Raw genomic sequence first — 26,632 nt, 5'->3', positions numbered from 1 at the left:
GATTATGAAGCAAATTTAGGAGTGCCAAGTGACAGCCCTATGTCAACAGGTTTTTAGAAAGCAATTTTTTTTTGAGGAAGTTTTTTTTGGGGAATACTCATTATCACAACAAGCAATGATGCGGCAGTGGAAAAACAAATTCCGGCAAATAAAACAATTTGCTTAGAATTTCAGTTTACGATAGGTAAATAGCTTATCTGTAAATAATAGTATGCAGGTTGTTGCAGGTTGCGATAACGTAACGATATTTAATTCACCAAAAAGTGAATTTTTAAACAACTGACTTACAGTAACAATAAGAGTTACACATGGATTGTCAACACGCTTGTCAACGCCTTTTTATTCATTTTTACGGTTACTAGACATACTTTTACCATGCCTAAGGATAAGGAAAAATATTGTTGGGGAATATTTAGTACTTACCGAAGCAAAACATAAACTACGATAGTTAATTTTAGGTTTCAGCGAGCCCCTTTAATAGCTTAAAGGGGCTTAAATTTAATAAGAATGCTGCCCCCAACCGCGTCCAACATATTCTTACCTGTAGTCTTTCCCAACTACAGGTTTTTTATTTATACTCAATTGACCGGTCTGCTTTTTTGCACCTCAACAACATCTTCTTTTGTTATCACATATACTCTGTCTTCTTCTTTAGGTTCCATAACGTAAGTTCCGGTAAATTCGCCAAAGGCAGGTAATATGAGTTGGTTTGGCATGCAAAAGAAACATGGCAGCTTTAAGAACTGCCTGCCTTTACCTGCGAGCAATACAGCCGGATGTATATGTCCCGATATCGTATAAAAATTTACCCTTTCTTCAGGATCGTGCCTCAGCAGGAAACCGTCAATAGTCCATTCGCTTACAACGGTTATACCTAACTCTTCATATTTGTAAGGTGAAATGATATCGTGGTTGCCCGCGACCAGGATTATAGGCAATTGTGTACGCTGTGTCCATTCTTCAAAAAGCAGCCATTCGTTATTAAGCGTACTGTGAAAAAGGTCGCCTAAAAAACAGATACTTTCAGGATTAAAATACTCCACAGCGTTATCCAGCTTTACAAAGTTTTGAAACATAGCCCCTCCCGGCAATGCCGAGCCGTACTTCCTGAAGTGCGAGATCTTTCCCAAATGCACATCGCTGATGAGGAGCATGCGTTTCTCTACCCAGTACATAGCGCCCGAGCAGTGCAATACAAATGTGTTATTGTTTATGGTGGTTTCTAATGTCATTTTGTTCTTAACCTGCAAGGTCTGGAGTACCTTGTAGGTTTTACATTTATACCTACAAGGTTTTGAAAACCTTGCAGGAGATTAAAATAGCTTTTCTCAATACTTCTAACTCCCCTTCATATAACTCGCGGTCATTTTCTTTATCCTCTCGGCGAGCGTTTCACTGGTAAGCCTTTCCCGCAATCGGTCGGTTATGATAGGAAAGCTGAAAGGCGTTGGCTTTTCGCATTGCTTCCATACTATTTCCTGCTGCTGTATGCGTTCCAGCGCTATTATCAGGCGGCCTTCTTCCAGCTGGTGCTCAAAGGTCTCACGATAGGCCTGCTGAAATAACAAATTATCAGGCTCATAGTCACGGAACACCTCAAAAATAAGCTGCGAACTGCTTTGCAGGTGCTTGGTCTTGACAATTTTGCCGGGATAACCGGTAAAAACCAGTCCGGCAATAACGGCTATATCCCTGAATTTTCGCCTTGCCATTTCGGTCGCGTTAAGGCTGGCCTGTAAATCGTGATGCAGGTACTGTGGTGTAAATAGTTCGTTGTCCAAAACCTGCTGCATGTCTATTTCTTTATCCGAGAGCAATTCAAACCCATAGTCATTGTAAGCCAGGGAAAAACTAATTGGCGACAGCAGGCTGATGCGATAGGCCATTAAACTGGCTAATGCTTCGTGTACATAGCGCCCTTCAAACGGATAGAATATCGCATGATGACCTTCACGCGTCTTAAAGGTCTCTATCAAAAATTCATTTGCCTGCGGTACTATCGATTCCTTTCGCTGACGTTTGAACATAGGCGAAAGCGAACGCAGCTCTTTAGACATATCATGCCCATTAGCAGCATACAGCTCTTCGCGCAACAGCTCACTCATTTGGGCCGATAGGGTCATCCTGCCTCCCATCCAGCTGGCATGTTTTGCCTTAGCGCCGGGGTCGGCACGACTTACCAGTACTTCTGTATTTTTTATACGTCGAAGTTCAAGTTTACGACCGGCAAAAATAAATACATCGCCAGGATTGAGTTTAGAGATAAACCATTCTTCAATAGTACCGATAAAACCACCGCTAAAGTATTTTACATTCATGACTGCATCGCCTACAATGGTACCCATTTGCATACGGTGTCGCAAGGCAACCGCTTTACTTTGCACTTTAAATTTGCCGTCTGCTTCTATCTCTACCTTTTTGTATTCGTCATACGCCTGAAGGCTTTGGCTGCCCTTGGTAATGAAGTTTAAGCAAAATTGCCATTCTTCAGCTGTTATCCCCTGAAAACAAAAAGTGCTTTTTACTTCCTTAAATATCACGTCGGGATAAAATCCGTCAGATACCGAAAGGGTAACAAGGTATTGTATTAATACATCCCAACTGTTCAGATAAGGCACGCGGTCTTCTACCACCGTTTCCTGCACTGCCCTTTTTAGTGCCGAGGCCTCCACCAGCTCTATCGCATGCGTCGCCAAAAAGTAAATGTTGCTCTCCTGTCCGGGACGGTGACCGCTACGGCCGGCACGCTGCAAGAATCGGGCTACGCCTTTCGGGCCACCTATCTGTATTACGGTTTCAACAGGTGCAAAGTCGACTCCCAAATCGAGACTTGAGGTACATACTACCGCACGCAGCTGCTCATCGCGAATGGCCTGCTCTACCCATTGCCGCGTTTCCCTGCTGATGCTGCCGTGGTGCATGGCCATGTCTCCCGCAAATTCGGGATATTTATCCAGCAGGGCCTGAAACCATATTTCACACTGCGCCCGTACATTGGTAAATATCAGTGTCGTACGACTTTGTTTTATTATTTTGGCAACTTCATCAATCAAATGTAATCCCATGTGCCCCCTCCAGGGGTAGGCATCCATCTTATCGGGGATTATAGAAAGTACGTTTATCTTTTTGTTGATGTGTGCCCTGATAAGGGTGGCGTTTTCCAGTGCTTTCGACTCCGGTCCAAGCAGCACTTCCATAGCCTGCTGCAGGTTGCCAATAGTTGCAGATATTCCCCAAATACGCAGCTTAGGGGCAATGGCTTTCAATCTGGACAGTGCCAGTTCTACCTGAACGCCGCGTTTGGTGCCTAAGAGTTCGTGCCACTCGTCAATGATGATAGCACTACATCCCTTAAACACGGCATCATACCCTTTTGAGGCCAGTAATAGCTGAAGGCTCTCCGGCGTGGTAATGAGCAGGTCTGGCATTTTTGTCTTCTGCCTGCTGCGCTCTGCCGAAGTGGTATCTCCAGTTCGCACTCCTACGGTAAGCTGTGTCCCAAGATCATCTGCCACCCGTTCGGCAGCCTGCTTTATTTCGATGGATAGTGCGCGTAATGGCGTAATCCAAATTGCTTTCAGTCCGGGTTTATGTTTTGTCTTATAATCAGGGTTACTTTTAATATAGTCCAATACTATGGGAAACCACATGGCATAGGTCTTTCCACTCCCGGTGGGCGCGTTCAGCAGGCCATGTTTTCCTTGCAGGAAAGCGGTCCAGGTTTGTGTCTGAAAGGGAAATGGTTTCCATCCGCGGCCTTCAAACCAGCCAGTTGCTATGTCGTATAATTGTTCCCTGTTCATGTTTGTATATCATAATCGATCTGTCATTGCGAAGGAGCTTGCGGAGCGCTTACCTCCTCGCAATCACAAAACGCGCTACTTCGGAATCATGTCTTTCAAATCTTCAATAGTATTGGCTTCTTCAATAGTTTTGTCGTGGCGCCAGCGCAGTATTCGCGGAAAGCGTGTTGCCACACCACTTTTATGCCTCCCCGAGAGGGATATCCCTTCAAATCCTATCTCAAACACCAGCTTTGGTACTACACTGCGCACCGGCCCGAAACGTTCCAACGTATTCTTTTTAATATAATCGTCTACCTGGCGGAATTCAGCATCGGTCAGTCCTGAATAGGCTTTGGCAAAAGTGACAAGTTCCCGCGTTCCGTCTTCATTAGTTTGCCACAATGCAAACGTATAATCGGTAAAAAGGTTAGAACGCCTTCCGCTGCCGCGCATGGCATAAGTAAGCACGGCATCAATGGCAAACGGGTCGAGTTTCCATTTCCACCAGTCACCCTTCTTGCGGCCAACGAGATAGGGAGAATCTTTTCGTTTGAACATTAAACCCTCACTTCGCAGTTCACGTGCCTTTTGCTTTTCAGGCTGGGCATCGGTCCAATTATTAAAAGTTATCCTTTCCGAAAGCTGTAAGGGCAAAGCAAATGTTTTTACATTTTCATATAATTTCTCAAGCAACTGCCTGCGTTCTTCAAAAGGCTTCTGACGGATGTCTTCACCATTCCATTCCAGCAGGTCGTATGCTTTAATGATGACCGGAGTTTTTTTGAGCAATGCGGGCGAAACGGTCTTGCGGCCAATTCTTGTTTGCAGGTCATTAAAACTTCCTATAGCGTCATCAACCCAGGGCAGTATTTCACCATCGATTACGGTGCCATCAGGAATCAACCCTAAAAAACTGTTGAACTCGGGATACTTATCGGTCACCAGTTCTTCCCCACGGCTCCATACATAAAGGTGCCCGTTGCGTACTATCGTCTGCGAACGGATACCATCCCATTTATGTTCGGCACTCCATTGGGAGACATCCCCCAGCGATTCCGGTTCGCCTTCTATGGCATACGCAAGATAAAAAGGGTAAGGTTTCGACTGAAAGTCCTGCGCTTTTTCTTCTAACACCAAATCCTGAAAGCTGATACGATCAGGATTCCAGTCGCCCATAAGTTTGTAGGCAAGAATATCCTCGTCAACCCCTGTAGCTTTAGATAGTGCGCGGGTCATCAGTTTTTGGCTTACGCCAATCCGGAAGCTTCCTGTAATCAATTTGGTAAAAACAAACCGTTCATAGTAATTCAGAGCAAGCCAGTTGGTATGCAGATACTCTCGTTTCTCTTCGTCGGTTTTCTTTTTCAGGGCGATCATATCCTGAACATACTCGGTCAGGCTCTTATCGGAATGCTCTTTGGAGGTAGGAATAACAAGAGCTATCGTCTCTGCCAAATCTCCCACAATATGGTACGATTCCTCAAACAGCCATAACGGAATGTTAGCCAGTTCGGCCGCCCATATTCGCAAGAGTGTTGTATTTACCGGCCTTGGAGGCCGGCGGTGCGATAGTATTGCAATCGTCCATACTTTATCAGGATCACTCGCATTACGAAAGTATTCAGTCAGTGCATCCACCTTTACCGATGTTTTGTTGGAACTGTCCAATGCTTTTATGAGTTCGGCAAAATTCCTCATGCGTCGCCTCCTTCCTCTTCGCTAATCTCAGCCGGCGTTTTTAGTTCAGCATCACCTTCGTCGCCTTCATACTGGGTATGTTCGGTACGGGCATCGTAGCCCTGTTCGCGCAAATAGGCCGAAAATATATCACTATACCCGTGGGTACAAAGTATCTTTTCTGCACCGGTGGCTTTTATACTGTCAAGCAGTCCCTGCCAGTCGCAATGGTCGCTCAGTACAAATCCTTTGTCAATAGCCCTTCGTCGCCTTGCCCCTCGAAAAGCCATCCACCCGCTTGCCGATCCGGTAACAAAAGGTGTCATTCGGCGAATCCAAGGACTGCCATGTGCACTAGGCGGTGCCAGGACAATATTTCCAGCAATATCTTCTTTTTTTGTATCTCGTGTAATTAGAGTCGTTGGAGGGAAATCGACCATAGGACGCAATACTTCGGTCATATTCTCCACAGCACCATGGGTGTATATTTTTCCAATATCAGTATCTAAATATTTGAGCAGCCTTTGGGCTTTGCCCAGCGTATATCCAAAGAGGATTGAGGTCTTGCCTTCGGCCTTATTCTGTGCCCACCAATTGTTTACCTCAGTCATTACTTCTGCCTGAGGAGTCCATTTAAAGGCAGGAAGCCCAAAGGTATTTTCGGTAATAAATGTGTGGCATTTTACAACTTCATAAGGAGTAGATATTCCGTCATCTTCGGTTTTGTAGTCACCGGTAAAGACCCACACCTCCCCTTTATATTCAACGCGCACCTGTGCACTGCCTATAATGTGTCCCGCGGGATGAAAAGAGAATTTTACCCCGTTTATGGTAAAGGTTTCTGCCCAGTCTTTTCCGGTTACGGTAATTTCGCCAAGGCGATGCCTTATGATAGGCACATTCATATGATGGGTAATATAGTATTTATGCCCCCAACGGGCGTGGTCACTGTGGCCATGCGTGATGATAGCATTATCTACCGGCCGCCATGGGTCGAGATACACATTGGCCTTGGCACAATAGATACCTTTATCGTTAAAAGCCAGGAGGGGTTGTTTCATAAATCATTTTTAGCGGCCTCATAAAGTTACGACCGCTACACTGATTACACTATGCATTTCAGGGAAGTTTAACTTTTGTTAAACGAAAATAAAATTGTTAATCTTTTCAGGATTTGAAATAATAAGCAGCCTGCTATTGCAATTTAGTGCGCTTAAAATGTAAATTTGGCACAGCATGAAAAAAATTATAATTACACTACCCCATATAGTATTTACCTGCATAATAATGCTGTTTTTTGCTTCATGCACTAAAGACGAAAAACACAAGGCTACAGTTGGAATTACCCAATCGATGCGTACCACCGAAGGAGAAAACAACAAAGGTATCAACCAATGGCAGAAAGGAAATTACTCTGATGCCCTTGAGCATTTCACGAAATCCTATAATCTGGCAAAAAAGAATAAAGACACCGTACTTATAGGCACGTTGCTTAACAACATGGGACTCGTTAACTGGAGCATGGGCAATAACGATGCTGCGATGGAATGTTACAAAGAGGCTTCAGTAATAGCGGAACAATTAGGTGATAAATCGTTACTTGGACTTACACATACCAACCAGTCACTGATATTAAAACAGGAGAAAAAATTTGATGAGGCTTTTGAACATAATAACAAAGCCATAGCCCTGTTTAAAGAACTGAACGATTCGCGCAGTCTCGCCATAGCCTATAACAATCAGGGGCAGCTGTACCGTGCCAGCGGACAGCTGGATGCTGCATTAGACAATTACTTTCTTTCATTAGGTTATTGCAACCCAAAAGAATATCCCGAAGGAGAGGCCATTGCTTTTCAGAATCTCGCCTCTGTATACCGGGAAAAAGGAGCTATAAACAAAGCGTTAAAACCGGCACACCTTGCGCTGAAGCTGAGCTATAAACTGGGCAACAAAGTCAGGATAAGCGAGGCCTGTTTAGAACTGAGCTGGCTGCACGAAAAGCTACACAGGAACGATTCCGCGTTGTATTATTTTAAAAAGCATTATGATCTTACGGCAGAGATCATGTACAAAAACCAAGATAAGCAACTGGCCAAAAACCAGGCAAAACTGGGAATGGAAGTCAAGAACCTGCGTATAGATAATCTGCAGAAAGAGAAAGAAATTGCCAAAAACCAACTTTTGGTTATAATAGCAGGCATAGTAGTATTGTTGGTGCTTATAGGCTTCTTTGTCTACCGATATTTTTCGATAATGCGTTTCAAAAAGCGACAGCTGGAACTGGAGCTGTTAAATTCGCAACAGATTATTGAGATTAAGGAACAGGAACTGAAAACATATATCATTGACCTTTCGAAAAAGAATGCGGTCATCAGCAGCCTGCAAGAAGAAACGACGGAAACTGAGGTTCCGGTCAACCCTACGGAAGAAGAAATCGCCATATTACTGGAACAAAAGATACTTACAGATGATGACTGGGAAACGTTCAGAGCACGATTTATGGCTATTTACCCGGGCTTTTTTGCCCGAATTAAAGCAAACGGCATACAACTTACCGAAGCCGAAACACGTCTGTTGGTACTCATGCGCCTTGAACTTAACAGCAAGGATATGGCCAACATATTAGGTATTTCTCCCCAAAGCGTACGCGTCTGCAAAATGAGATTAAAGAAAAAACTTCCTGCTGATAAATATGAATCGGTAGAGGATTTTCTTGCTGAATTAACGCGGTAACTCCGTAGCCACAAATTACATAAATCAGCACCAATTGAGCATCCATAAACACACTGGCTGCCAACTTTAAAACTTAAACTTTAAACCAGTGAATTACAATTCAGGATGCTGTTCAAGATAGTCTTTCAGCATTTCTTCCAGCGTTTGGTAATATTTGCCAAGTGCATCGGCATCCACTTCAGGGTGCTCCAGTGTCGGAAGGGTTTCCTGTACTTCACTCAGGTATTTGGAGAGCTGCGGATAGCGTTCCTGGATAAGTACGGTAATCTTTAATATCTTTTCGGTAAGCTCTTTTTTGGTTTCCATAAATGGCAGATTTTTAAGTAGTAGCGTAAATTTAGTAATAATTTTCGTGTTTTACACCAATTGCAGAATTCCTAAAAATTTCATAACACATCTGAATTGGCACAGATGTTGGATTTAGGCTTGTAACTAACAATCTAAATCGAAAAAGAAATGAGAACACTAAACACCATACTGATCGCAATAACACTTATTGTTTCAGGCAGCACACAGGCACAGGTATCTGTTGGGCTTAATGTAAATATAGGTTCGCCTCCCGCATGGGCACCTCCACCGCCGGTACACACCGAAGTGCGATACTATTACCTCCCGGAGATCCAGACCTACTACGACTGCAACACGAGACACTACATCTATATGGACAACGGACGCTGGGCACGCCGTACCTACCTGCCCGTTGCTTACAGGAGATATGACCTGTACCGAGGGCCAAAAGTAATGGTGAACAACTATTATGGTGCTTCTCCTTATACTCACTACAAGCCATACAAAACAAAATATAAGCCTTCTAAACATTACAGGCATGATAACCGTCACCACGACAAACATCATGACGATCATCGCGATGACCACCGTGGCAGAGGCCATGGAAGGCATTAAAAGGAAAACCGGCTCAGGCCGGTTTTTTTTTGTGTTTTGGCATATATATTGCATTTATAAAATTATGGATGAGATAATGAAAAGGGAGCAAAGAAGCAAAATAATGCGTGCTATTAAAAGCAAAAATACTTCTGCTGAAGTTACTTTAGCAAAATCATTATGGCATAAAGGATACAGATATAGAAAGAATGACAAAAGATTTTTTGGGTCACCTGATTTGGTTTTCCAAAAATATAAAATAGCAATATTCATTGATAGTGAGTTTTTCCATGGGTTTAATTGGGAAGAAAAGAAATTAAAATTGAAAGATAATCGCGAATATTGGATATCAAAAATTGAACGCAATATGCTTCGTGACAAAATGGTAAATGAATATTTGTTATCAAAAGGTTGGAAAGTCATGAGATTTTGGAGTTTAGAAATCAAAAGAAATGTACGGCCTTGTGTAAGAAAAATAGAAACAGAAATTATAGATTCTCATAACAAAATATTTTTTCTTAACCCCATATAAATTCGATAAAATATTTTTTTATTTTGAGTTTTTATATTTAAATTTGTAACCAATGTACAACTTTGTCCAACTTGGTTATGAGTAAAAAATATACAGTATCTGAAGCATCAAAATTAATAGATAAAAGCTCAAAAACCTTAAGAAGGTGGGATGAAGAAGGAAAGTTGGTTGCTTTTCGTGAGCCAATTAGCAATCACAGATATTACACGCCTGAATTGTTATTACCTTTCACTGACGATTCTGCTGAAATTTATGGAAATGAAATTTCAAACAAAATTGAGCCACATAATAATTACACAGTCCTAGAGTTGTTCGCGGGCGCAGGGGGGCTTGCAATAGGTTTAGAACAAGCAGGCATTAAATGTGTTGCCCTAAATGAAATTGACAAATGGGCTTGCCAAACTCTTCGCTCTAATAGACCAAACTGGAATGTTTTGGAGGGAGATATAAAAAATTTTGACTTCTCAAAATATGAGAATGAAGTGGATATCGTTACTGGCGGATTTCCATGTCAATCATTTAGTTATGCAGGAAAAAGACTCGGCCTTGAGGACGCAAGGGGTACTTTATTTTATGAATTTGCACGTGCGGTAAATGAAGTCAAACCCTTGATCTGCGTGGGTGAAAATGTAAAAGGCCTACTAAATCATGACAATGGAAATACGCTACAAGGCATGATCTCCATTTTAGATGAAATAGGATATAGAGTTATGCCAGTTCAAGTTTTAAAAGCAATTAATTATAATGTACCTCAGAAAAGAGAACGACTAATATTAGTTGGCGTGAGAAAGGATATTGAAATCAATTATGAATATCCAAAGCCCTATAAAAAAATATACAATCTTTCAGATGCTTTAAAAAAAGGAAAACTTTTTGATTCAGATGTACCACAATCCATCGGAGCGAAATACCCTAATAGCAAAAAAGAAGTGCTTGAACTTGTTCCTCAAAAAGGCTATTGGCGTGATTTACCAATAGAATTGCAAAAACAATTTATGGGTAAGAGTTTTTACTTAGGTGGTGGAAAAACCGGAATGGCGAGGAGAATTGGATGGGATGAACCTTGCCTTACACTCACTTGTAGCCCCGCTCAAAAACAAACAGAAAGATGTCATCCTGAAGAAACACGACCTTTCACCGTAAGGGAATATGCCCGAATCCAAACATTTCCCGATAATTGGGAATTCAAAGGCTCGGCTGCACATCAATATAAGCAAATAGGAAATGCTGTTCCTGTAAATTTAGGGAAGGAAGTTGGTTATTCCGTTATTAAATTTTTAAATCAATATTATGAGGGTAAGTTAAATTCAAATAATTTGGAATCTTTAATCTCTTCAGCTAGTTGAAAAAGACCTTGATTAAAAAAATCATTAGCATCTAAATTAGATATCGTCTCATGCAACGCTAAAACCAGTTTATTGTAAAAATCCGGAAATCCAGTAACTCTGTACCAGAAATTTTCTCCTATGTATACTGGATGAATATTATCAATTGCTTTGTAATGCATACTTAATTGATCAGCTTCACCATAAAGAACTCCCACAATAAAATCTGAATTACTAATCCCTTTAAATGCGCTATTAGTTCTTGCTAGATTAATTGTATCAGTAAATTTTTTAATCAATGGCTTCACATCTTCAGAGTTAATTGTATTTGGCCCCGATTTAAGCTGACACCATTTTTTTCTTCCATCAACTTTATCAAAAAACTCAATATCCATTCCTGGTATTAAAGATCCTTCCGCAATATTAAGCAAAACAAACATCATCTGAATTCTCGTACCAAAAGATGTATTAATTGATGTCCCTAAAACTCTTGGATAATAAAGCGCTTTGGCAACACCCATAGGGCTATATTTATCATCCAATACTTTTGAAAGATATTTAACAACAATAGGGTTAATATTATATGATTTTAGCTTAGAATGAATTTTTAAGCTGGCCTTCATGTGTTGTTCGAAAATATTCTCTCTAAAGTATTCAACTATTGTTGAAAGTAATTCCTTTTCAGTCATCTCTATATATTTGCCTCAAATGTAAATAGAAATCTTACTCCAATCATCCATTTCCTCATAAAACTTAAACGGCTGCATTGCCATTATCAAAGAGACAATTAGCAATGTAGCCGCTGGGGTTTAAGCCACCTGAGCTTACTGGAGATCTACCCTTAGCTTGTGACCCGTAAAGGCCTCGATAGCTTCCTGGTAATCGATCTCATCCCAGTTGGTCTCCTCATGCATGCCTTCAAATTCTTTTGCCCAAAGTATAAATTCGGCAATGTCAGTTCTTGAGTCGCCTGAGAAGAAACCCTTTTGCCCGGCAATAAATGCGATGTCGGCAATGGCTTCGAAGAGTTTAAAGTCTTCAACGGTGTGTTGCAGTGTGTTCATAAGATTGGATGCGATTGGTTTATTGATGGTACAATTTTATAAAAATACTCAACACAAATGTTAATTTACTTTAACAAGTTATTAACATTAACAACTTATTTAGCAAGCAGTTGCGCTGAGAATGATTTCAAATTAACAAATCATTAACTATCAATTATTTTGCCAAATTTTTACATAAAGGCACATTTTGAGTTTAATTGCTTAAAAAAGTCACCAAATTGTGACTAACACCCGTTTTTATAAACTTTTCTTAGCATCAGCACATTTAAAATTAATATTCCTGACAATCTGAAAAAAAACGGATCTATTTTTAGGCGCAAATTACAAAACCCCTAAAAATATCACCCTAAAACACACCATACTACTATATTTTATAATTTTAACCCCATTAAATATAGGGTAAAAATGGAAAAGAAATTAGAAAAACGATGGGTAGCCGCCTTTTTAATAACTGCTGCAGTTGCAATAGCCGGACTTTTTTGGGAGCATGCAACAGTAACCGAAAAATCGACACAATTTAACTCGACAGACTCAATTGTACCATCAGATGTGGCATGGTTACTCACGGCTTCCTGCCTTGTTTTGCTCATGACACCGGGATTGTCATTCTTTTATGGTGGCATGGTGGGCAAAAAAAACGTGATCTCTACCATGCTCAAGAGTTTTATCTGCCTTGGCGTAATAAGTCTACTGTGGGTCGTTGTGGGCTTCAGCTTGTCTTTCGGCAGTCCGTTAGGTATTGAGATAGGCGGTGTGCATTATGGACTCATTGGTAATCCGTCCGACTTTGCTTTCTTTGACTATGTCGACGAGCATCCGCATGCTAAAATGGCAACGACAATTCCATTTATACTATTTGCCCTTTTCCAAATGAAGTTTGCCATCATAACCCCTGCCATTATCACGGGAGCACTGGCTGAGCGCATTCGTTTTATATCCTTTCTGTTATTTATCTGCCTGTTCTCGCTTCTTATCTATGCTCCACTATGCCACATGGTATGGCATCCTAATGGCCTTTTGGGAAGTTACTTTCACGTAAAAGATTTTGCCGGCGGAACCGTAGTGCACATGAGCGCCGGTTTTGCGGCTATTGCGGGCGTACTTTGCCTTGGTAAGCGTAAACACCTCGAATACATTCCTACCAACATTCCGTTTGTATTATTGGGCACAGGCATGCTTTGGTTTGGGTGGTTTGGCTTTAATGCAGGGTCGGCACTGGCGGCCAACCATACCGCTGCCATGGCGTTTGCCACTACAACTATTGCTTCGGCTTCGGCCATGCTTACCTGGGTTTTCTTCGACAGACTTAACGGGAGGAAAGTCTCGGCACTGGGAGCTTGTATCGGCGCAGTTGTAGGGCTTGTTGCCATCACGCCCGCTGCGGGATTTGTATCAGTTCCTAAGAGTATCTTTTTTGGTTTTGCTGCTGCCATAGTATCGAATACAATGGTAAACTGGAAACCACTGAAACGCATAGATGACACCCTCGATGTATTTGCCTGCCACGGTGTGGGAGGTATTATGGGCATGATACTCACGGCCATCTTTGCCGAAGGCGAGAACGCGAGCCTGCTTCACGGCGGGTGGGGCATCTTTAGTCATCATATGATGGCAATGGCTTTGGTTGCGGCCTTTTCATTCTTTGGCGCAATGCTATTATATAAGGTGACGAACTTCTTTATTCCACTACGTGTTTCGGAAGAAGCCGAGCAACTGGGACTTGATCTTTCGCAGCACAATGAGATGCTGGGGTGATTTGAATGGGATAATTTTTTTACATTTATCAAAAACTTATCCATGAAAAAACTATACCTTTTCTTATCCGTTGCATCAATTGTGGCGACAACTGCATTCTTTACTACGGAGACTGCCGTAAACACCACTGACGAAACCAAAGCTATTACTACATTGCTTAACGACTGGCATGTTGCTGCAGCCAAAGGTGACTATAATGGCTATTTCGGGAAAATTGCCGAAGACGGCATTTACATTGGTACCGACGCTACCGAGAACTGGAACAAAAAAGCTTTTGAGGCCTTTTCAAAACCCTATTTTGATAAAGGTAAAGCGTGGGACTTCAAACCTTTGGAGCGCCACATTTATTTCAGTAAGGACGGAAAAACGGCATGGTTTGACGAATTGCTTGATACCTGGATGAAAGTGTGCCAGGGTTCAGGTGTCCTTGAAAAACAGGGCAAGGAATGGAAGATAAAGCACTATGTACTGTCTATGACGGTGCCTAACGATGCAGCAGACGCTGTAATCCCTATAAAAGCGAAATATGAAGATGCTCTGATTGAGAAACTGAAAGCGAAGAAGTAAAACCACTATAAAACAAAAACGCAGATGAAATTCATCTGCGTTTTTGTTTTATAATCCTGATTCGGAATTAGCCATTTACTTTCTCGCTTAAATGCTCGAGCATATCGGTAGTCATGGCGTTCAGGTCAAAGTCGTGTTTCCAGCCCCAGTCCTGTCTTGCGCTGCTGTCATCAATGCTTTGCGGCCAGCTGTCAGCAATCTTCTGGCGGAAGTCCGGTGCATAATCTATCGTGAAATCAGGAATTTCTTTTCTGATGGCGTCTGCAATTTCTTTTGGCGTAAAGTCCATAGCCGACAGGTTATAAGACGAACGTATCTTGATGTTCTCAGCAGGTGCCTGCATGATCTCGATCGTAGCACGGATAGCGTCATCCATGTACATCATTGGCAGACGTGTCTCTTCGCTAAGGAAACAGGTATATTTTCCGTCAGCCAAAGCTTTGTGGTAGATATCAACGGCATAATCAGTAGTGCCACCGCCCGGAAGCGTAGACCAACTGATAAGGCCCGGGTAACGGATGCTTCTAATGTCTACTCCATAAATGTTATGATAGTATTCAGCCCATCTTTCGCCCGATTGCTTTGAGATTCCATATACTGTTGATGGTTCCATTACTGTATATTGCGGCGTATTCTGTTTTGGAGTTGTAGGCCCGAAAACTGCAATACTCGAAGGCCAGAATATTTTTTTGATCTTGCCTGCTTTAGCCAGGTTGAGCACGTGGAAAAGTGAGTTCATGTTAAGATCCCATGCAAAGGCAGGGTTCTTTTCGGCAGTAGCCGAAAGCAGAGCTGCCATAAGATATACTTCTTCTACCCCATTGCTCTCAATTACAGTTTCGATCTGGTTAAAATCAAGGGCATTTACTACTTCAAATGGCCCGGAAGCCACAAATTCAGGATCACCTTTACGTATGTCTGAAGCAATTACTTCATTAGTACCATATACCTCCCTTAGTTTTTTGGTCAGTTCCGTACCTATTTGGCCGCAAGCGCCTATGATTAAAATCTTTGCCATAGTTGTTGTATTTGTAGGGCACAAATATAATGCTTTCACATTATGAATTTCATTCACTCAGCACCCTGTTGCAACAATTTTTTAAAAGATTGTGATTTAGTGAGCCTCACAAATGCATTATCTTGAAATTTTATCCCGAAATCACTAATTATTAATTCTTTCTAAAGAATTAATGACGGGCAACCGCATATTGCGGTAACATTTGTAAATTTGCTTTCTTTCAACCCTGAAACATGAAACACCTGAAACTCATTGTGCTTTGCTGTTCTACGGCACTTTTTTTCTCATGCAAGGATGATGATGCCCAACGCCGTGCTGAAAACATCAAGACAGAAAAACAGAACGATTCCATATTAAAGGTCATAAGTGAGAACTGGCGCTTCAACATACCTCCTGTAAATGATAAAGTGGCAGCACAAATAGCAGGCTGGAACGAATGGCAGCAATTTATTGCCGAGGTAATGCAAAAACCCACGGGCTCCCTTAGCGCTTACAGGCAAAAATCAAAAACCCTTGTTACCAAAGCAGAACAGCTTAAAAGCAACATTCCCGGCTTTTTTGACAAGCCACAGGTACGCAGCCGCATCGGAGTGCTTAATACAAAAGTTAAATCGCTTAACACGTATATAAACGTAGAGGTCATTCCTGATAAAAAAGTGGCAGCACTTATTAAAGAGATCACCCACGAAACAACCTCGCTGCAAAACCAGATGAACGAACTTATCGTTATAAGCGAGATCCCTAAAGAAATTGGTGAAGAAGAAATGCTAAGAGCACTCGATACCGTGCGTATGGCTAATCCCGAAATGCAACAACAACCGCCTGCATCGACACCGTCGCAGCCACCGATGAGATCTGTAATAACAAGACCGGGCTTTGGCAGGCATTCCGGAAACAAACAATAAGAACTGCTTTGAAACCCGAAATTTTAGATAAATACAGCCAGTCGGCCAAAGTAAAGCAAATCGTTACTGCGATACAGCAGCGCGAAAACAAGATCCATGTAAAAGGACTTCTGGGTTCTGCATTGTCTTTTGTGACCGATCCGCTTTTCCGACAAAGTGAACTGCCTTTCCTTCTTATCCTTAAAGATAAAGAAGAGGCCGCCTATTACCTTAACGACCTTGAACAACTCATAGGCGATCAGGACGTATTATTCTATCCAGGATCTTTCAGGCGGCCTTACCAGATCGAGGAAACTGATAATGCCAACATACTCCTGCGCGCCGAAGTGCTTAACCGTATCAACTCCCGCAAAAAACCGGCAATTATTGTTTCCTATGCCGAAGCATTGTTCGAAAAAGTGGTAACCCGCAAAGAGCTTGAAAAGAATACGCTTAAAGTTGCAACAGGCGACCAGATATCGATAGACTTCATTAACGAAGTATTGTTTGAATATGAGTTTCGCCGTGTAGACTTCGTTACCGAACCTGGAGAATTTTCTGTGCGCGGGGGTATCGTCGACGTATTTTCTTTTTCTAATGACAACCCTTACCGTATAGAATTCTTCGGAAACGAAGTAGACAGTATACGTACGTTTGATGTTGCTTCTCAGCTTTCGCTGGATAAAAAAAATAAGATCACGGTAATCCCAAATGTTGAAAACAAGCAGCTTCAGGAAAAACGTGAAAGCTTTCTGGAATACATCAACGAGAAAACAGTAATCCTGATTCAGAATACCGAAGCGCTTCTCGCTCAGCTCGATGTTTTGTACCAAAAAGCCAATGAGGCATTTGATAAGCTTTCGAAAGACATTAAACATGCCACACCCGAAGAGCTTTTCCTGAACCAGCAGACATTCGTAAAAAAATCATTGGACTTTACCATTGTAGAGTTGGGATCCAAAGCCATATACAGGGCACAAAAAACATTTGAATATCACATACAGCCACAGCCGTCATTCAACAAACAGTTTGAGCTGCTGCTGAACAACCTGAGCGATAACCACCGTAACGGCTTTAAAAACTATATCTTCTGCTCGAATGAGGCACAGACCAAGCGTTTTCATGATATTTTTGAAAGCCTTGATGAAGCCGGACACGAAGACTTCCGCAAGCAATACAAGACCATTGTTTTTCCTATCTATGAAGGATTCGTAGACGAAGAAAACCAGATTGCCTGCTACACCGACCACCAGATATTTGAGCGTTACCATAAATTCAGCATTAAGAATGGCTACTCTAAAAAAGGTGCCATTACGCTTAAGGAACTAAACTCATTATCCGTGGGCGACTATGTAACCCATATTGACCATGGTATCGGTAAATTTGGTGGACTGCAGAAAATCCAGGTAGAAGGAAAGACACAGGAGGCCATTAAACTTGTATATGCCGATAACGATATTGTATATGTAAGCATTCACTCGCTGCACAAAATATCAAAATACAACGGTAAGGATGGCGCTCCGCCAAAAATATATAAACTCGGCAGCAATGCCTGGAAAGTGCTCAAGCAGAAAACAAAGGCACGTGTTAAACATATTGCCTTTAACCTGATACAGCTTTATGCAAAACGAAAGTTAGAAAAAGGCTTTCAGTTTGCACCGGACAGTTACCTGCAGGCCGAGCTTGAATCATCTTTTATCTATGAAGATACGCCGGACCAGATCACTGCCACCCGCGATGTAAAAACCGATATGGAAAGCGAACGCCCCATGGATCGCCTGGTATGTGGTGATGTAGGCTTTGGTAAGACCGAGGTTGCCATTCGCGCAGCTTTTAAAGCCGTAGACAATGGCAAACAGGTCGCGATACTTGTTCCTACTACCATACTGGCTTATCAGCATTACAGAACCTTTAGCGAAAGGCTTAAAGATATGCCCGTAAGTGTGGGTTACGTGAACCGTTTCCGGACAGCAAAACAAAAATCAGAAACGCTAAAAGATCTTGCCGAAGGAAAACTGGATATACTTATCGGGACACACCAGTTAGTCAATAAAAATGTACAATTCAAGAACCTGGGGCTGCTGATTGTTGACGAAGAGCAAAAATTTGGCGTAAACGTAAAAGATAAGTTAAAGACAATTGCCCAAAATGTAGATACCCTTACACTGACTGCAACGCCTATACCGAGAACGCTCCAGTTCTCATTGATGGCTGCGAGGGACTTATCGGTAATTACTACTCCACCACCCAACCGTTATCCTATCGAAACGCAGGTTGTGGGCTTTAACGAAGAAATTATACGTGATGCTGTATCCTATGAGATTCAGCGTGGCGGCCAGGTATTCTTTATCAACAACCGAATTGAGAATATTAAAGAGGTTGCCGGAATGATACAACGCCTTGTTCCCGGTGCAAGGGTTGGCGTAGGCCATGGGCAGATGGAAGGCAAAAAATTAGAAGAACTGATGCTGGCCTTCATGAACGGCGAGTTTGATGTATTGGTGGCAACCACTATCATCGAAAGCGGACTTGACGTGCCTAATGCCAATACGATATTCATTAACAATGCCAATAACTTTGGGCTGTCCGATCTTCACCAAATGCGTGGGCGCGTAGGCCGAAGCAACAAAAAAGCCTTCTGCTATTTCATTACGCCCCCCTATTCGGCAATGACCGAAGATGCGCGTAAGCGTATTCAGGCATTGGAACAATTCAGCGAACTGGGCAGTGGTTTCAACATCGCGATGAAAGATCTTGAAATTCGTGGCGCAGGAGACCTCCTTGGCGGCGAACAAAGCGGTTTTATCAACGAGATCGGATTTGATACTTACCAGAAGATCATGAATGAGGCCATTGATGAGCTTAAAGAAAATGAGTTCAAAGACCTGTATGATGATGGCGACGAAGAAAACGAAAAAGACTTTGTAAAAGACATCCAGATCGATACTGATTTTGAGCTGCTTTTCCCTGACGAATATGTAAACAATATTACCGAACGCCTTAACCTATACAATGAACTTGGCGCCGTTAAAGACGAAGAAGGCCTGCAGGCTTTTGAGGCTAAGCTTATTGACCGTTTCGGGCCGTTGCCAAAACAGGCGCAGGCACTAATGATTAGTATGCGCATCAAATGGCTGGCTACTAAAATGGGACTTGAAAAAATAGTCCTGAAGCAGGGTAAAATGGTAGGCTACTTTGTAGGCGACCAGCAATCGGATTACTACCAGTCGGCATCTTTCCGAAAGGTGCTGGTGTTTGTGCAAAAATACCAGACCCTGGCAAAAATGAAAGAAAAGCAAACCAAGAACGGACTGAGACTACTCCTTACTTTTGAGAATGTAAAATCACTCAAAAAGGCACTGGAACTATTAGAGATGGTGTTTGAATAATTAAAGATAAACATTGATAAAAGGGAAGAGCTATCTGGACAGAAAGTTCTTTCCTTTCTTATTTGATTTATGTAAGTAAATTCTACTTGTTAAGACCTTCTTAAATTCTTCATAAATTGGTTAAAATTAGGTTAAATCCTACATTTTAAGATTGTTTAGAAATCGGGAAATATATATTTGCCAGCATAAACAATTAAAAAATATTTCATGAAAAATCCATTTATTTACCTGTTTGCGGTAGTTATGTCTACACTGTCGCTAACATCATGTTCAAGCGATGATGATAACGGATCTGTATCAAAATCAAGAGAAGTTAAATATGAACTTACCGGCTCTACTACTGCAACTGATATAAGTGCAGCAGTTATCACAAATGGGGGAAGCACTAATGTTGATATAGAATCACTGCCGTGGAACCATACTTTTACAGCAAATTCTAACACTTCAGGTGTAGGATTTGGTATTACCGGTTCTAATGCTACTCCCGGAGATAAACTGACCCTACACATTTATCAGGGTACCACTGAATTAGAATCTCTTGAAGTTACAGCTAACTCTGACGGAATTATTACCGGAACGCTGGCTGGTATTTTAAAGTAATAATTGAGTAATTATAATAAAAGGCGGTTAAGATATCTTAACCGCCTTTGTTTTTTATTCAAGCCCCTTCCACCATTCGGTGAAAGTTTCCTCTTTGGTAAGACTTGCCTTTTGGCCAATCATCGGAGTGATAAGCGGCATATTTTGTTTTTTGGCTTCTGCCGTAACCCTCAATATTGGTTCATCCCAATCGTGCAATGCGAGCGAGAACTTCGCCCAGTGTACCGGCATAAGCTTTTTAGCCTTCAGATCCTGTGCAGCTTTTACGGTTTGTTCCGGCATCATGTGAATGTATTTCCAGTATTCATTGTATTGCCCGCATTCTAATATTGCGACATCAAACGGTCCGTATTTATCACCTATCGCTTTAAAATGGGTATCATAACCCGAATCTCCTCCCAAAAACAAATTCATTGATGGGGTTTTCAATACAAATGAAGCCCATATTGCCGTATTTCGTTTCAGTCCACGTCCGGAGAAATGCCTTCCCGATGTAACATGCACCACAAAACCATCTCCCAGTTCTACGGCTTCGTTCCAGTCGCGCTCCTCGATTGTGGCAGGGTCAAATCCCCAACGCTCAAAGTGCTCTCCCGTACCCAAACCGGTAATGATTTTATTTACTTTCCCCTTCAGTTTAAGCACCGTTTCATAATCCAGGTGATCCCAGTGATCGTGTGAAATGAAAAGATAGTCTATCTCCGGAAAATCATCTACGGTATATACATCAGCTCCTGCAAATGCTTTGGTTGTAAAGCTTATTGGCGATGCCGCTCCGCTAAAAACCGGATCCATCAATATCGTCTTGCCATCTGCCTGTATAAAGTACGAAGAGTGCCCGAACCAAACTATCACATTTTCTTTAGGGTCAAGATGCAGCAAATCTGTTTTTTGCGAAGGCAGGGCAGCTTTCGGCTTGCTCCTTTTGCTCTTTGCAAAAAAGAACTTCCTCATAACGGTAAACATGCTCACACCTTCGGCAAGATCCGGTGTATGGCTAAGGTTTTGAAACTGCCCGTCTTTATAATTCGGAGACAACTCTATCTTTTTTAGCCTTTCACCCGTGGGCCTCCTCCCAAAACTCGATGTCTGTAAAAAAATCATTACCCCGGCAACAAGCAGTGCTATAATAACCAATAGTATCATAAATATCTTTTTTATCCTTTTTTTCATTTATAATTGATTCACATCAGAGTGACTAATCACTCTATACTAATTAAAAAAATTATGCCAGCATGGTGCACAGCATATCAAAACCATCGTCTATAATTTTTTGCTGTTCGTCGCCGTTCAGTTTTGCCTTGGTCAGGTACTGGCTGATGCCATATACATGACTGCTCATAAGGCTAAGTATAAAGTCAGTACTTCTTTTTTTGAATATCTTATTTTTAATGGCCTCCTCAATCTCATCACAGCTCTTGTTAAGCTGTTCTTTTATAACTTCAGGAGAGAGCAATGCCGCAAATGGCGAGGCGTGAAACTGCTGGATAAAATAAAACTCATTCTTATTATCCATAGACCACAAAATGATCTCGTTAAATTGTATCCTAAACCTGTCTTTTGGATCTTTGGCAAGAGCTGTCTTAGCCCCCAAATATTCGCCCATCCGTTTCTTGATGTCTATGTACAGGCTTATGACAAGGTCTTCTTTGGTAGCGTAGTAGTGAAAAAGCGTTCCGTTTGCTACACCCGCTTCTTTAGCAATCTTACTTGTAGGTGTACCATGAAAGCCATTCTCGACGAACAGCCTTAGGGCTGCCGCGAGTAAATCTTTTTGTTTATCATTTACAGATTGACTAATCACTCTACAAAAGTAATTAAATAATTTGAATTACAATACAGCAGACCAAAAATAAAAAACCCTCCTGTTTAAGGAGGGTTCTAAAAATATTTTATTGCTTTATAATCCTGAAGTTTGATTCTGAATTATTTCCGACTGCTTTAAAGAAATAGATTCCGTTGGCAAAAGGAGAAAGATCTACAGTAGTTTCTGTCGCTCCGGCCTTTGCACTAAGCAACAGCTGCCCTGCAACATTATATACAGAAATCTGGCTAATCTCTTCGTCTGCTTTGACAGTAACCATGCCTGTTGAAGGATTAGGATAATAATACAGGCCTCTGACAGCTATATCGTCCATTCCTGTTACAACAAGTGCCGTACAACTAACATTTGCTGTCCAGCCCGTTTCGTTGACTGATTCGTCAGATATGAATTCAAATGTTAGCGCACCATCAGCCGCAGTAGACTGCAGAAGGGGTATATTCACATTTCCGCTATACGAACCTATACGATTTATCACATTAACAACTGAACCTCTATAAACATTAAGGATATCATAACCTTGCTCTGTATCGAATTGAGTAAAGAGTACTTTTACTTTTTGTTCAGGATTAGCCGGCTTAAACACTCTTACTATATGCTCATTGTCGCCATAGTTTCTGATGGTATTTCCGCTATCAGTATATACCTGTCCTGCGCACCAGTCGGCATCAGATGCAAACAGTACCTTTGTAGGCTGCGAAGTGTTGTCTTCACAAACTTCCCTTACACCTGTAACATAATAGGTATTTGGATCCATACCTGTAATATTAACGTTATTGGATGTCGTCGGGTTCCACAGGTTAAAACTTGCAGAAGGAGCGGTGAAAGAAATTTCCCAAGGCCCTTCACTTTCGCTTGTCCAACTTATAGTAGCAGTAGAAGCTGTAATATTAGAAACCGCAAGCTCACTTACCGTATTTAAACATGGCCCGCCTATACAGCCGGTACCCACACACGATGAAAATTCGATAAAATCCTGCATCAACGCTGTAGGCTGTGGTCCAAAGCCGTTGGCCAAATTAATACCTACCTCCTGTAAAAGATGGCAATAACTCATGATCGTGCCTTGATTCTGCGGCAATATGCCCGAATTACAATCACCCTCAGAATTACCTGCATAATCGCCACACGCATCAATTTGAGTCTCGTTTCCATTCCATTCGCATGCATGTGTATGCGGCGAGCCAAACTGGTGCCCAAGCTCATGAGTCATGGCTTCTACATTCCACGAGAACAACGGAACATCTTCATACTCAAATTGTACATCTACATAACTCATGTTATACTGAGAACAAAGGCCGCCAAGTGGTGCAAGTCCTCCCAGTCCGCCTTCATCTATACCTATAAGCTGACCCACATTTGCCTCAAAAGAAGCCGACTGCAGGAACTGCATCAGGTAATCTTCAGAGTCATCTCCGAAGTAAGGATCCTGCTGAGACCAGATAAAGATTGAATGTAGCGCTACATTCATACCATCATTAGCATATAATGTCTGTATATTGTTGAATATGCCTTCAACCCAATTGGTTGTAGCCTGCATACTTTGCCCGTTTTGAAGATAGATTTCATAATCTACTTCAAAATATATGGTTACGCATTTATCAGTTTCGCCACTTTTAGTTGTAAACCCTTTCTTTTTTTCCTTTTTGCCGAAGTTTGGTACGTCAGCAGTACCGCATGTAAAGGTGTTAGCCTTCGTAAGCTGCCTGTCGGAATATATTATATAATCAGAAACGTTCCCCGAATTCTGCATCTTTCCTACAACCAGGTTGTTGAAATTGCTTCCGGATATTATACCGCTCATTTCATCAGTAAAGAAGCTAAATGAGGCCAGCGTTGACCCTTCGCCTTTTATAATACCCCTGTAATGTGCGCCTTCTTTTAAAGAGACATTCTGCTTTCCGTTAGTATCGACATGAAAACCATCTGTAGAAAGTTTTACTTTATACAATTGTATATGCAATACTTCAGAATTATAAGGGATATCCAGTTCAATAAATTCAGGTTTGGTATTGGCTATGGCGTTTACCACTTTAGCATCCATAGAAACATAGGTTGCATTTTTAACAGCGGCCGAAACAGCATCTTTGTTATTTACTTTAAATGGGCTAAAATTCCTGAAAACAGTATTTTTAGCGACCAGTTCATTAACTTTTTTAGCAATTTGTTTCTGCCCATAAAAAGGCAGCATGCACATAAGGGCAATAATAGTAATTACTCTTTTCACGATATGTATTTGGGATTGGTTAAAGGTTTTTAAGATCTTTTATAACCTTGAATGCAAGGTCTACCTCCTGCTCGCTTACCAGTATGGTAAATTCATAAGAAGTTGAGATTACTTCGCAAATGATGATACCTTCCCACGCCAGACGCTGGAAAATATAATAGTATACACCAGGTGTAGATATATTGTCTTTAGGAAGCTTAACAGTAATCGAAGCAAGATCATCAGTACGCTCAATTTGTTTTTCGTCGGCAAAAAGCCTGTCAACAATAGCATTCATAGAAGAGCTTACCACAATGTTGGTTTCGTTAACACCACGGGAAGATGTATAGAATACTTCCGGGTTAGCATTGATGTTTGCAATCAGCTCAGCCTGCCTGCTCAAAATAGTATCTGATACTGAAAAGGTATAATCAGTAAGCGATGAGCGAACTGTTATTTCTCCTATAGCTCTTAATACCTTTACAATTTTATGGTTTACCCTAAAATCAAGATCTTCCGAAAGTCTCTTTAGCGACATTACTACAGCACCTTGCTTAACATCTTTACCCAGTTCCTGTTCAAGTTCAGGCATCATGTTACGCGCTAATGAAGTAAGGTTAATAATGCCTTGCGATAATGCGCTTAATAAAAATGGTTTTGTCTTAATGTAGTGTTCTACTACCGATGAAATTGTCTTCATAGCGTAAGTGGTTAGTTTGTAGGTAATTTGCGAGCAAATATAAAAAAATAAAACAATTTGTTACAAATTTAACAAAGCAAAATTTAACAAAAGATTATTATTCAATAGTTTTTTTAAAAGAAAACGCAATGAAATAAGGCTCTTCAGGGACAGGGCTAAAATAACATTTTTTTAAATAGAGTAGACTTTTTGCGTTGTTTTTTTGATTCCGGCACGAAAAATCACAACTCATATTGCTTAGAAATAATAAAAAGCGTCTTCCAAATGTTCAATTTCGTATTCCTTTCCATTCTTGTAAACAGAAATAATATCGAAACGCGCATCTACATCCAAATCGTTTTCAATAATATACTCGTTAATGGCTTTTACCAGCAGCTGTATCTTTTTTGGTTTTACAAAATCCTGTGGAAGCCCGAATTCAATCGATGAACGCGTCTTAACCTCAACCACTGCCAAAACATTTCCTTTTTGGGCTATGATATCAATCTCAGCTTTCTGAAAGACATAGTTGCGCTGTAGTATCGTATAACCGTTTTTCTGAAGGAACTCCACCGCTTTTTCCTCCCCTGTTTTACCGAGTTCGTTATGCTCTGCCATTAGTCGAAGGTAATTTTAGTGCCTGTAGCAGTAACATCGAGCGTTAGCTGTTTTCCAAAAACAAGTGCCCGGTTGTCCTTAATATGTCCGGCAGGGAAATTAAAACAGATGGGTATGTTATACTCTTTGGTAATATCCTGAATGATCTCAAGTGCATCATGCCCCCACGGAATGTCGTTGTCGCGCATCTTGGTCATGCCTCCTATAACAATACCTTTTACATCCTTAAAATAGTCGTTACGTTTCAGGTTCATCATCATGCGGTCAATATGGTACAGGTATTCGTCCAGATCTTCGATAAAAATGATCTTTCCTTTATAATCAGCTTCCGACGGCGACCCCATAATACTATACAGTACCGAGAGGTTGCCTCCAATGAGTTCGCCATGCACCTTTCCGGTTTTGTTGAAAGCATGGGGCACAACGGTATATTCTATCTTACCTCCAAATAATCCTTTGCGCAGACCTTCAATGGCTTCGGGGGTTGCCCCTCCGGCACTAATGCAGGCAATGGAATGCAGGGTGGCAATATCAAAATTATTCACATGGCTGTGCATTACGGTAAAGTCACTAAAGCCAACAAGCCATTTGGGTTTCTTTTTGAACTTGGTAAAATCGAGCCGGTCTATCATCCGCACAGTGCCGTAGCCGCCTTTGGCTGTCCATATCGCTTTTATGGCAGGATTATCCAGCATGTTCTGGAAATCCTGGGCACGCTGCCAGTCCTGGCCTGCAAGCTGGTTATTATCCAACCCAACCGTTTTGCCTATGACTACATTAAGCCCCCAGCTTTTCAATAGCTTTATGGCCGGTTCAAGCGGCGCCATGTCTACTTTTCTGGCTGTAGCCAAAATGCCCACAGTGTCACCCTTCTTAAGATAAGAAGGCATTTTTACAGGGTTTTGAGCTTGTAATGTTATCGATAGGAGTAGAAGTAATGATAAAAGAATCCTTTGCATTTTTTTATAGGCTATACCACAAAGATAAACAAAGAACACACTAAGAAACACAAAGCATTGTAGTCCTTATAGAAAACTTTTGTGCCTTTTGTGGTTAAAATTAATGTACAAACTGCTGCGAAAATTTTTGGCCATTA

General features: G+C 41.5%; 23 protein-coding genes. 9 read left to right on the top strand and 14 right to left on the bottom strand.

Annotation, left to right across the window (positions count from 1 at the left end):
- Positions 1–578 precede the first annotated feature (578 nt).
- The 4 genes from pdeM to ACX0HA_RS15345 all read right to left on the bottom strand — a co-directional run bounded on the left by pdeM (position 579) and on the right by ACX0HA_RS15345 (position 6,523).
- On the bottom strand, positions 579–1,232 hold the full coding sequence (gene pdeM / locus ACX0HA_RS15360; protein ID WP_458846187.1) for a ligase-associated DNA damage response endonuclease PdeM: 654 nt from the start codon (positions 1,230–1,232) through the stop codon (positions 579–581).
- 105 nt (positions 1,233–1,337) lie between these two features.
- Positions 1,338–3,803, bottom strand: a complete 2,466-nt coding sequence (locus ACX0HA_RS15355) for a ligase-associated DNA damage response DEXH box helicase (RefSeq protein ID WP_458846186.1) — start codon at positions 3,801–3,803, stop codon at positions 1,338–1,340.
- Positions 3,804–3,878: 75 nt separating this feature from the next.
- Positions 3,879–5,483, bottom strand: coding sequence for an ATP-dependent DNA ligase (locus tag ACX0HA_RS15350; RefSeq protein WP_458846185.1), 1,605 nt, complete (start codon positions 5,481–5,483; stop codon positions 3,879–3,881).
- Complete coding sequence (locus ACX0HA_RS15345) at positions 5,480–6,523, bottom strand: ligase-associated DNA damage response exonuclease (protein ID WP_458846184.1); 1,044 nt, start codon at positions 6,521–6,523, stop codon at positions 5,480–5,482. The genes ACX0HA_RS15350 and ACX0HA_RS15345 overlap by 4 nt, the downstream gene beginning before the upstream one ends.
- 175 nt (positions 6,524–6,698) lie before the next feature.
- Here ACX0HA_RS15345 and ACX0HA_RS15340 point away from each other — a divergent pair, with 175 nt between their 5' ends.
- Positions 6,699–8,195: a tetratricopeptide repeat protein gene (locus ACX0HA_RS15340; protein ID WP_458846183.1), complete on the top strand. Its 1,497-nt coding sequence runs from the start codon at positions 6,699–6,701 to the stop codon at positions 8,193–8,195.
- Positions 8,196–8,288: 93 nt separating this feature from the next.
- On the opposite strand, the gene ACX0HA_RS15335 is transcribed toward ACX0HA_RS15340, so the two are convergent.
- Positions 8,289–8,501: a hypothetical protein gene (locus tag ACX0HA_RS15335; RefSeq protein ID WP_458846182.1), complete on the bottom strand. Its 213-nt coding sequence runs from the start codon at positions 8,499–8,501 to the stop codon at positions 8,289–8,291.
- Positions 8,502–8,651: 150 nt separating this feature from the next.
- Between ACX0HA_RS15335 and ACX0HA_RS15330 the strand changes: the two genes are divergently transcribed.
- The 3 genes from ACX0HA_RS15330 to dcm all read left to right on the top strand — a co-directional run bounded on the left by ACX0HA_RS15330 (position 8,652) and on the right by dcm (position 10,955).
- Positions 8,652–9,098, top strand: coding sequence for a hypothetical protein (locus ACX0HA_RS15330; RefSeq protein ID WP_458846181.1), 447 nt, complete (start codon positions 8,652–8,654; stop codon positions 9,096–9,098).
- Positions 9,049–9,609 carry a very short patch repair endonuclease gene (locus ACX0HA_RS15325; protein ID WP_458846180.1) on the top strand — a complete coding sequence of 187 codons (561 nt, stop codon included), beginning with the start codon at positions 9,049–9,051 and terminating at the stop codon, positions 9,607–9,609. Before ACX0HA_RS15330 ends, ACX0HA_RS15325 begins: the two co-directional genes overlap by 50 nt.
- 77 nt (positions 9,610–9,686) lie before the next feature.
- On the top strand, positions 9,687–10,955 hold the full coding sequence (gene dcm / locus ACX0HA_RS15320) for a DNA (cytosine-5-)-methyltransferase (protein WP_458846179.1): 1,269 nt from the start codon (positions 9,687–9,689) through the stop codon (positions 10,953–10,955).
- On the opposite strand, the gene ACX0HA_RS15315 is transcribed toward dcm, so the two are convergent.
- Both ACX0HA_RS15315 and ACX0HA_RS15310 read right to left on the bottom strand, forming a co-directional pair.
- A complete protein-coding gene (locus ACX0HA_RS15315) occupies positions 10,898–11,623 on the bottom strand; it encodes a PmeII family type II restriction endonuclease (protein ID WP_458846178.1) in 726 nt (241 codons plus the stop codon). The genes dcm and ACX0HA_RS15315 overlap by 58 nt on opposite strands.
- A gap of 135 nt (positions 11,624–11,758) precedes the next feature.
- Positions 11,759–11,998, bottom strand: a complete 240-nt coding sequence (locus tag ACX0HA_RS15310; RefSeq protein WP_458846177.1) for a hypothetical protein — start codon at positions 11,996–11,998, stop codon at positions 11,759–11,761.
- Positions 11,999–12,403: 405 nt separating this feature from the next.
- On the opposite strand from ACX0HA_RS15310, the gene ACX0HA_RS15305 reads away from it, so the two are divergent.
- Complete coding sequence (locus tag ACX0HA_RS15305) at positions 12,404–13,753, top strand: ammonium transporter (RefSeq protein ID WP_458846176.1); 1,350 nt, start codon at positions 12,404–12,406, stop codon at positions 13,751–13,753.
- Positions 13,754–13,795: 42 nt separating this feature from the next.
- Positions 13,796–14,320 carry a nuclear transport factor 2 family protein gene (locus tag ACX0HA_RS15300; RefSeq protein WP_458846175.1) on the top strand — a complete coding sequence of 175 codons (525 nt, stop codon included), beginning with the start codon at positions 13,796–13,798 and terminating at the stop codon, positions 14,318–14,320.
- Positions 14,321–14,387: 67 nt separating this feature from the next.
- Here the strand turns inward: ACX0HA_RS15300 and ACX0HA_RS15295 are convergent, their stop codons facing one another.
- Positions 14,388–15,338: an L-threonine 3-dehydrogenase gene (locus ACX0HA_RS15295; RefSeq protein ID WP_458846174.1), complete on the bottom strand. Its 951-nt coding sequence runs from the start codon at positions 15,336–15,338 to the stop codon at positions 14,388–14,390.
- Positions 15,339–15,571: 233 nt separating this feature from the next.
- Between ACX0HA_RS15295 and ACX0HA_RS15290 the strand changes: the two genes are divergently transcribed.
- From ACX0HA_RS15290 to ACX0HA_RS15280, 3 genes are all read left to right on the top strand, one after another.
- Entirely contained in the window at positions 15,572–16,243 is a 672-nt protein-coding gene (locus ACX0HA_RS15290; RefSeq protein ID WP_458846173.1) for a hypothetical protein, read from the top strand.
- A 59-nt stretch (positions 16,244–16,302) separates the two neighbouring features.
- Positions 16,303–19,611 carry a transcription-repair coupling factor gene (mfd, locus tag ACX0HA_RS15285; protein WP_458846212.1) on the top strand — a complete coding sequence of 1,103 codons (3,309 nt, stop codon included), beginning with the start codon at positions 16,303–16,305 and terminating at the stop codon, positions 19,609–19,611.
- Positions 19,612–19,818: 207 nt separating this feature from the next.
- The gene (locus ACX0HA_RS15280; RefSeq protein ID WP_458846172.1) at positions 19,819–20,211 is read left to right on the top strand and encodes a hypothetical protein; all 393 of its coding nucleotides are present in this window, start codon (positions 19,819–19,821) and stop codon (positions 20,209–20,211) included.
- Positions 20,212–20,265: 54 nt separating this feature from the next.
- On the opposite strand, the gene ACX0HA_RS15275 is transcribed toward ACX0HA_RS15280, so the two are convergent.
- The 6 genes from ACX0HA_RS15275 to ACX0HA_RS15250 form a co-directional block, all read right to left on the bottom strand.
- A complete protein-coding gene (locus tag ACX0HA_RS15275; protein ID WP_458846171.1) occupies positions 20,266–21,384 on the bottom strand; it encodes an MBL fold metallo-hydrolase in 1,119 nt (372 codons plus the stop codon).
- Positions 21,385–21,436: 52 nt separating this feature from the next.
- Positions 21,437–22,015 (bottom strand): TetR/AcrR family transcriptional regulator, encoded by a 579-nt coding sequence (locus tag ACX0HA_RS15270; RefSeq protein ID WP_458846170.1) that lies wholly within the window; start codon positions 22,013–22,015, stop codon positions 21,437–21,439.
- Between the two features lie 88 nt (positions 22,016–22,103).
- Positions 22,104–24,260 (bottom strand): M12 family metallo-peptidase, encoded by a 2,157-nt coding sequence (locus tag ACX0HA_RS15265; RefSeq protein WP_458846169.1) that lies wholly within the window; start codon positions 24,258–24,260, stop codon positions 22,104–22,106.
- 19 nt (positions 24,261–24,279) lie between these two features.
- On the bottom strand, positions 24,280–24,939 hold the full coding sequence (locus ACX0HA_RS15260; protein WP_458846168.1) for an aspartate kinase: 660 nt from the start codon (positions 24,937–24,939) through the stop codon (positions 24,280–24,282).
- Positions 24,940–25,176: 237 nt separating this feature from the next.
- Positions 25,177–25,536, bottom strand: a complete 360-nt coding sequence (locus ACX0HA_RS15255; RefSeq protein ID WP_458846167.1) for a YraN family protein — start codon at positions 25,534–25,536, stop codon at positions 25,177–25,179.
- Positions 25,536–26,426 carry a S66 peptidase family protein gene (locus ACX0HA_RS15250; RefSeq protein ID WP_458846166.1) on the bottom strand — a complete coding sequence of 297 codons (891 nt, stop codon included), beginning with the start codon at positions 26,424–26,426 and terminating at the stop codon, positions 25,536–25,538. Before ACX0HA_RS15250 ends, ACX0HA_RS15255 begins: the two co-directional genes overlap by 1 nt.
- Between the last annotated feature and the right edge of the window lie 206 nt (positions 26,427–26,632).

The sequence above is a fragment of the Flavobacterium hauense genome, from assembly GCF_054457175.1.
Note: the sequence above shows the minus strand (reverse complement) of the source record. Positions and strands in the feature narration are given on the sequence as shown.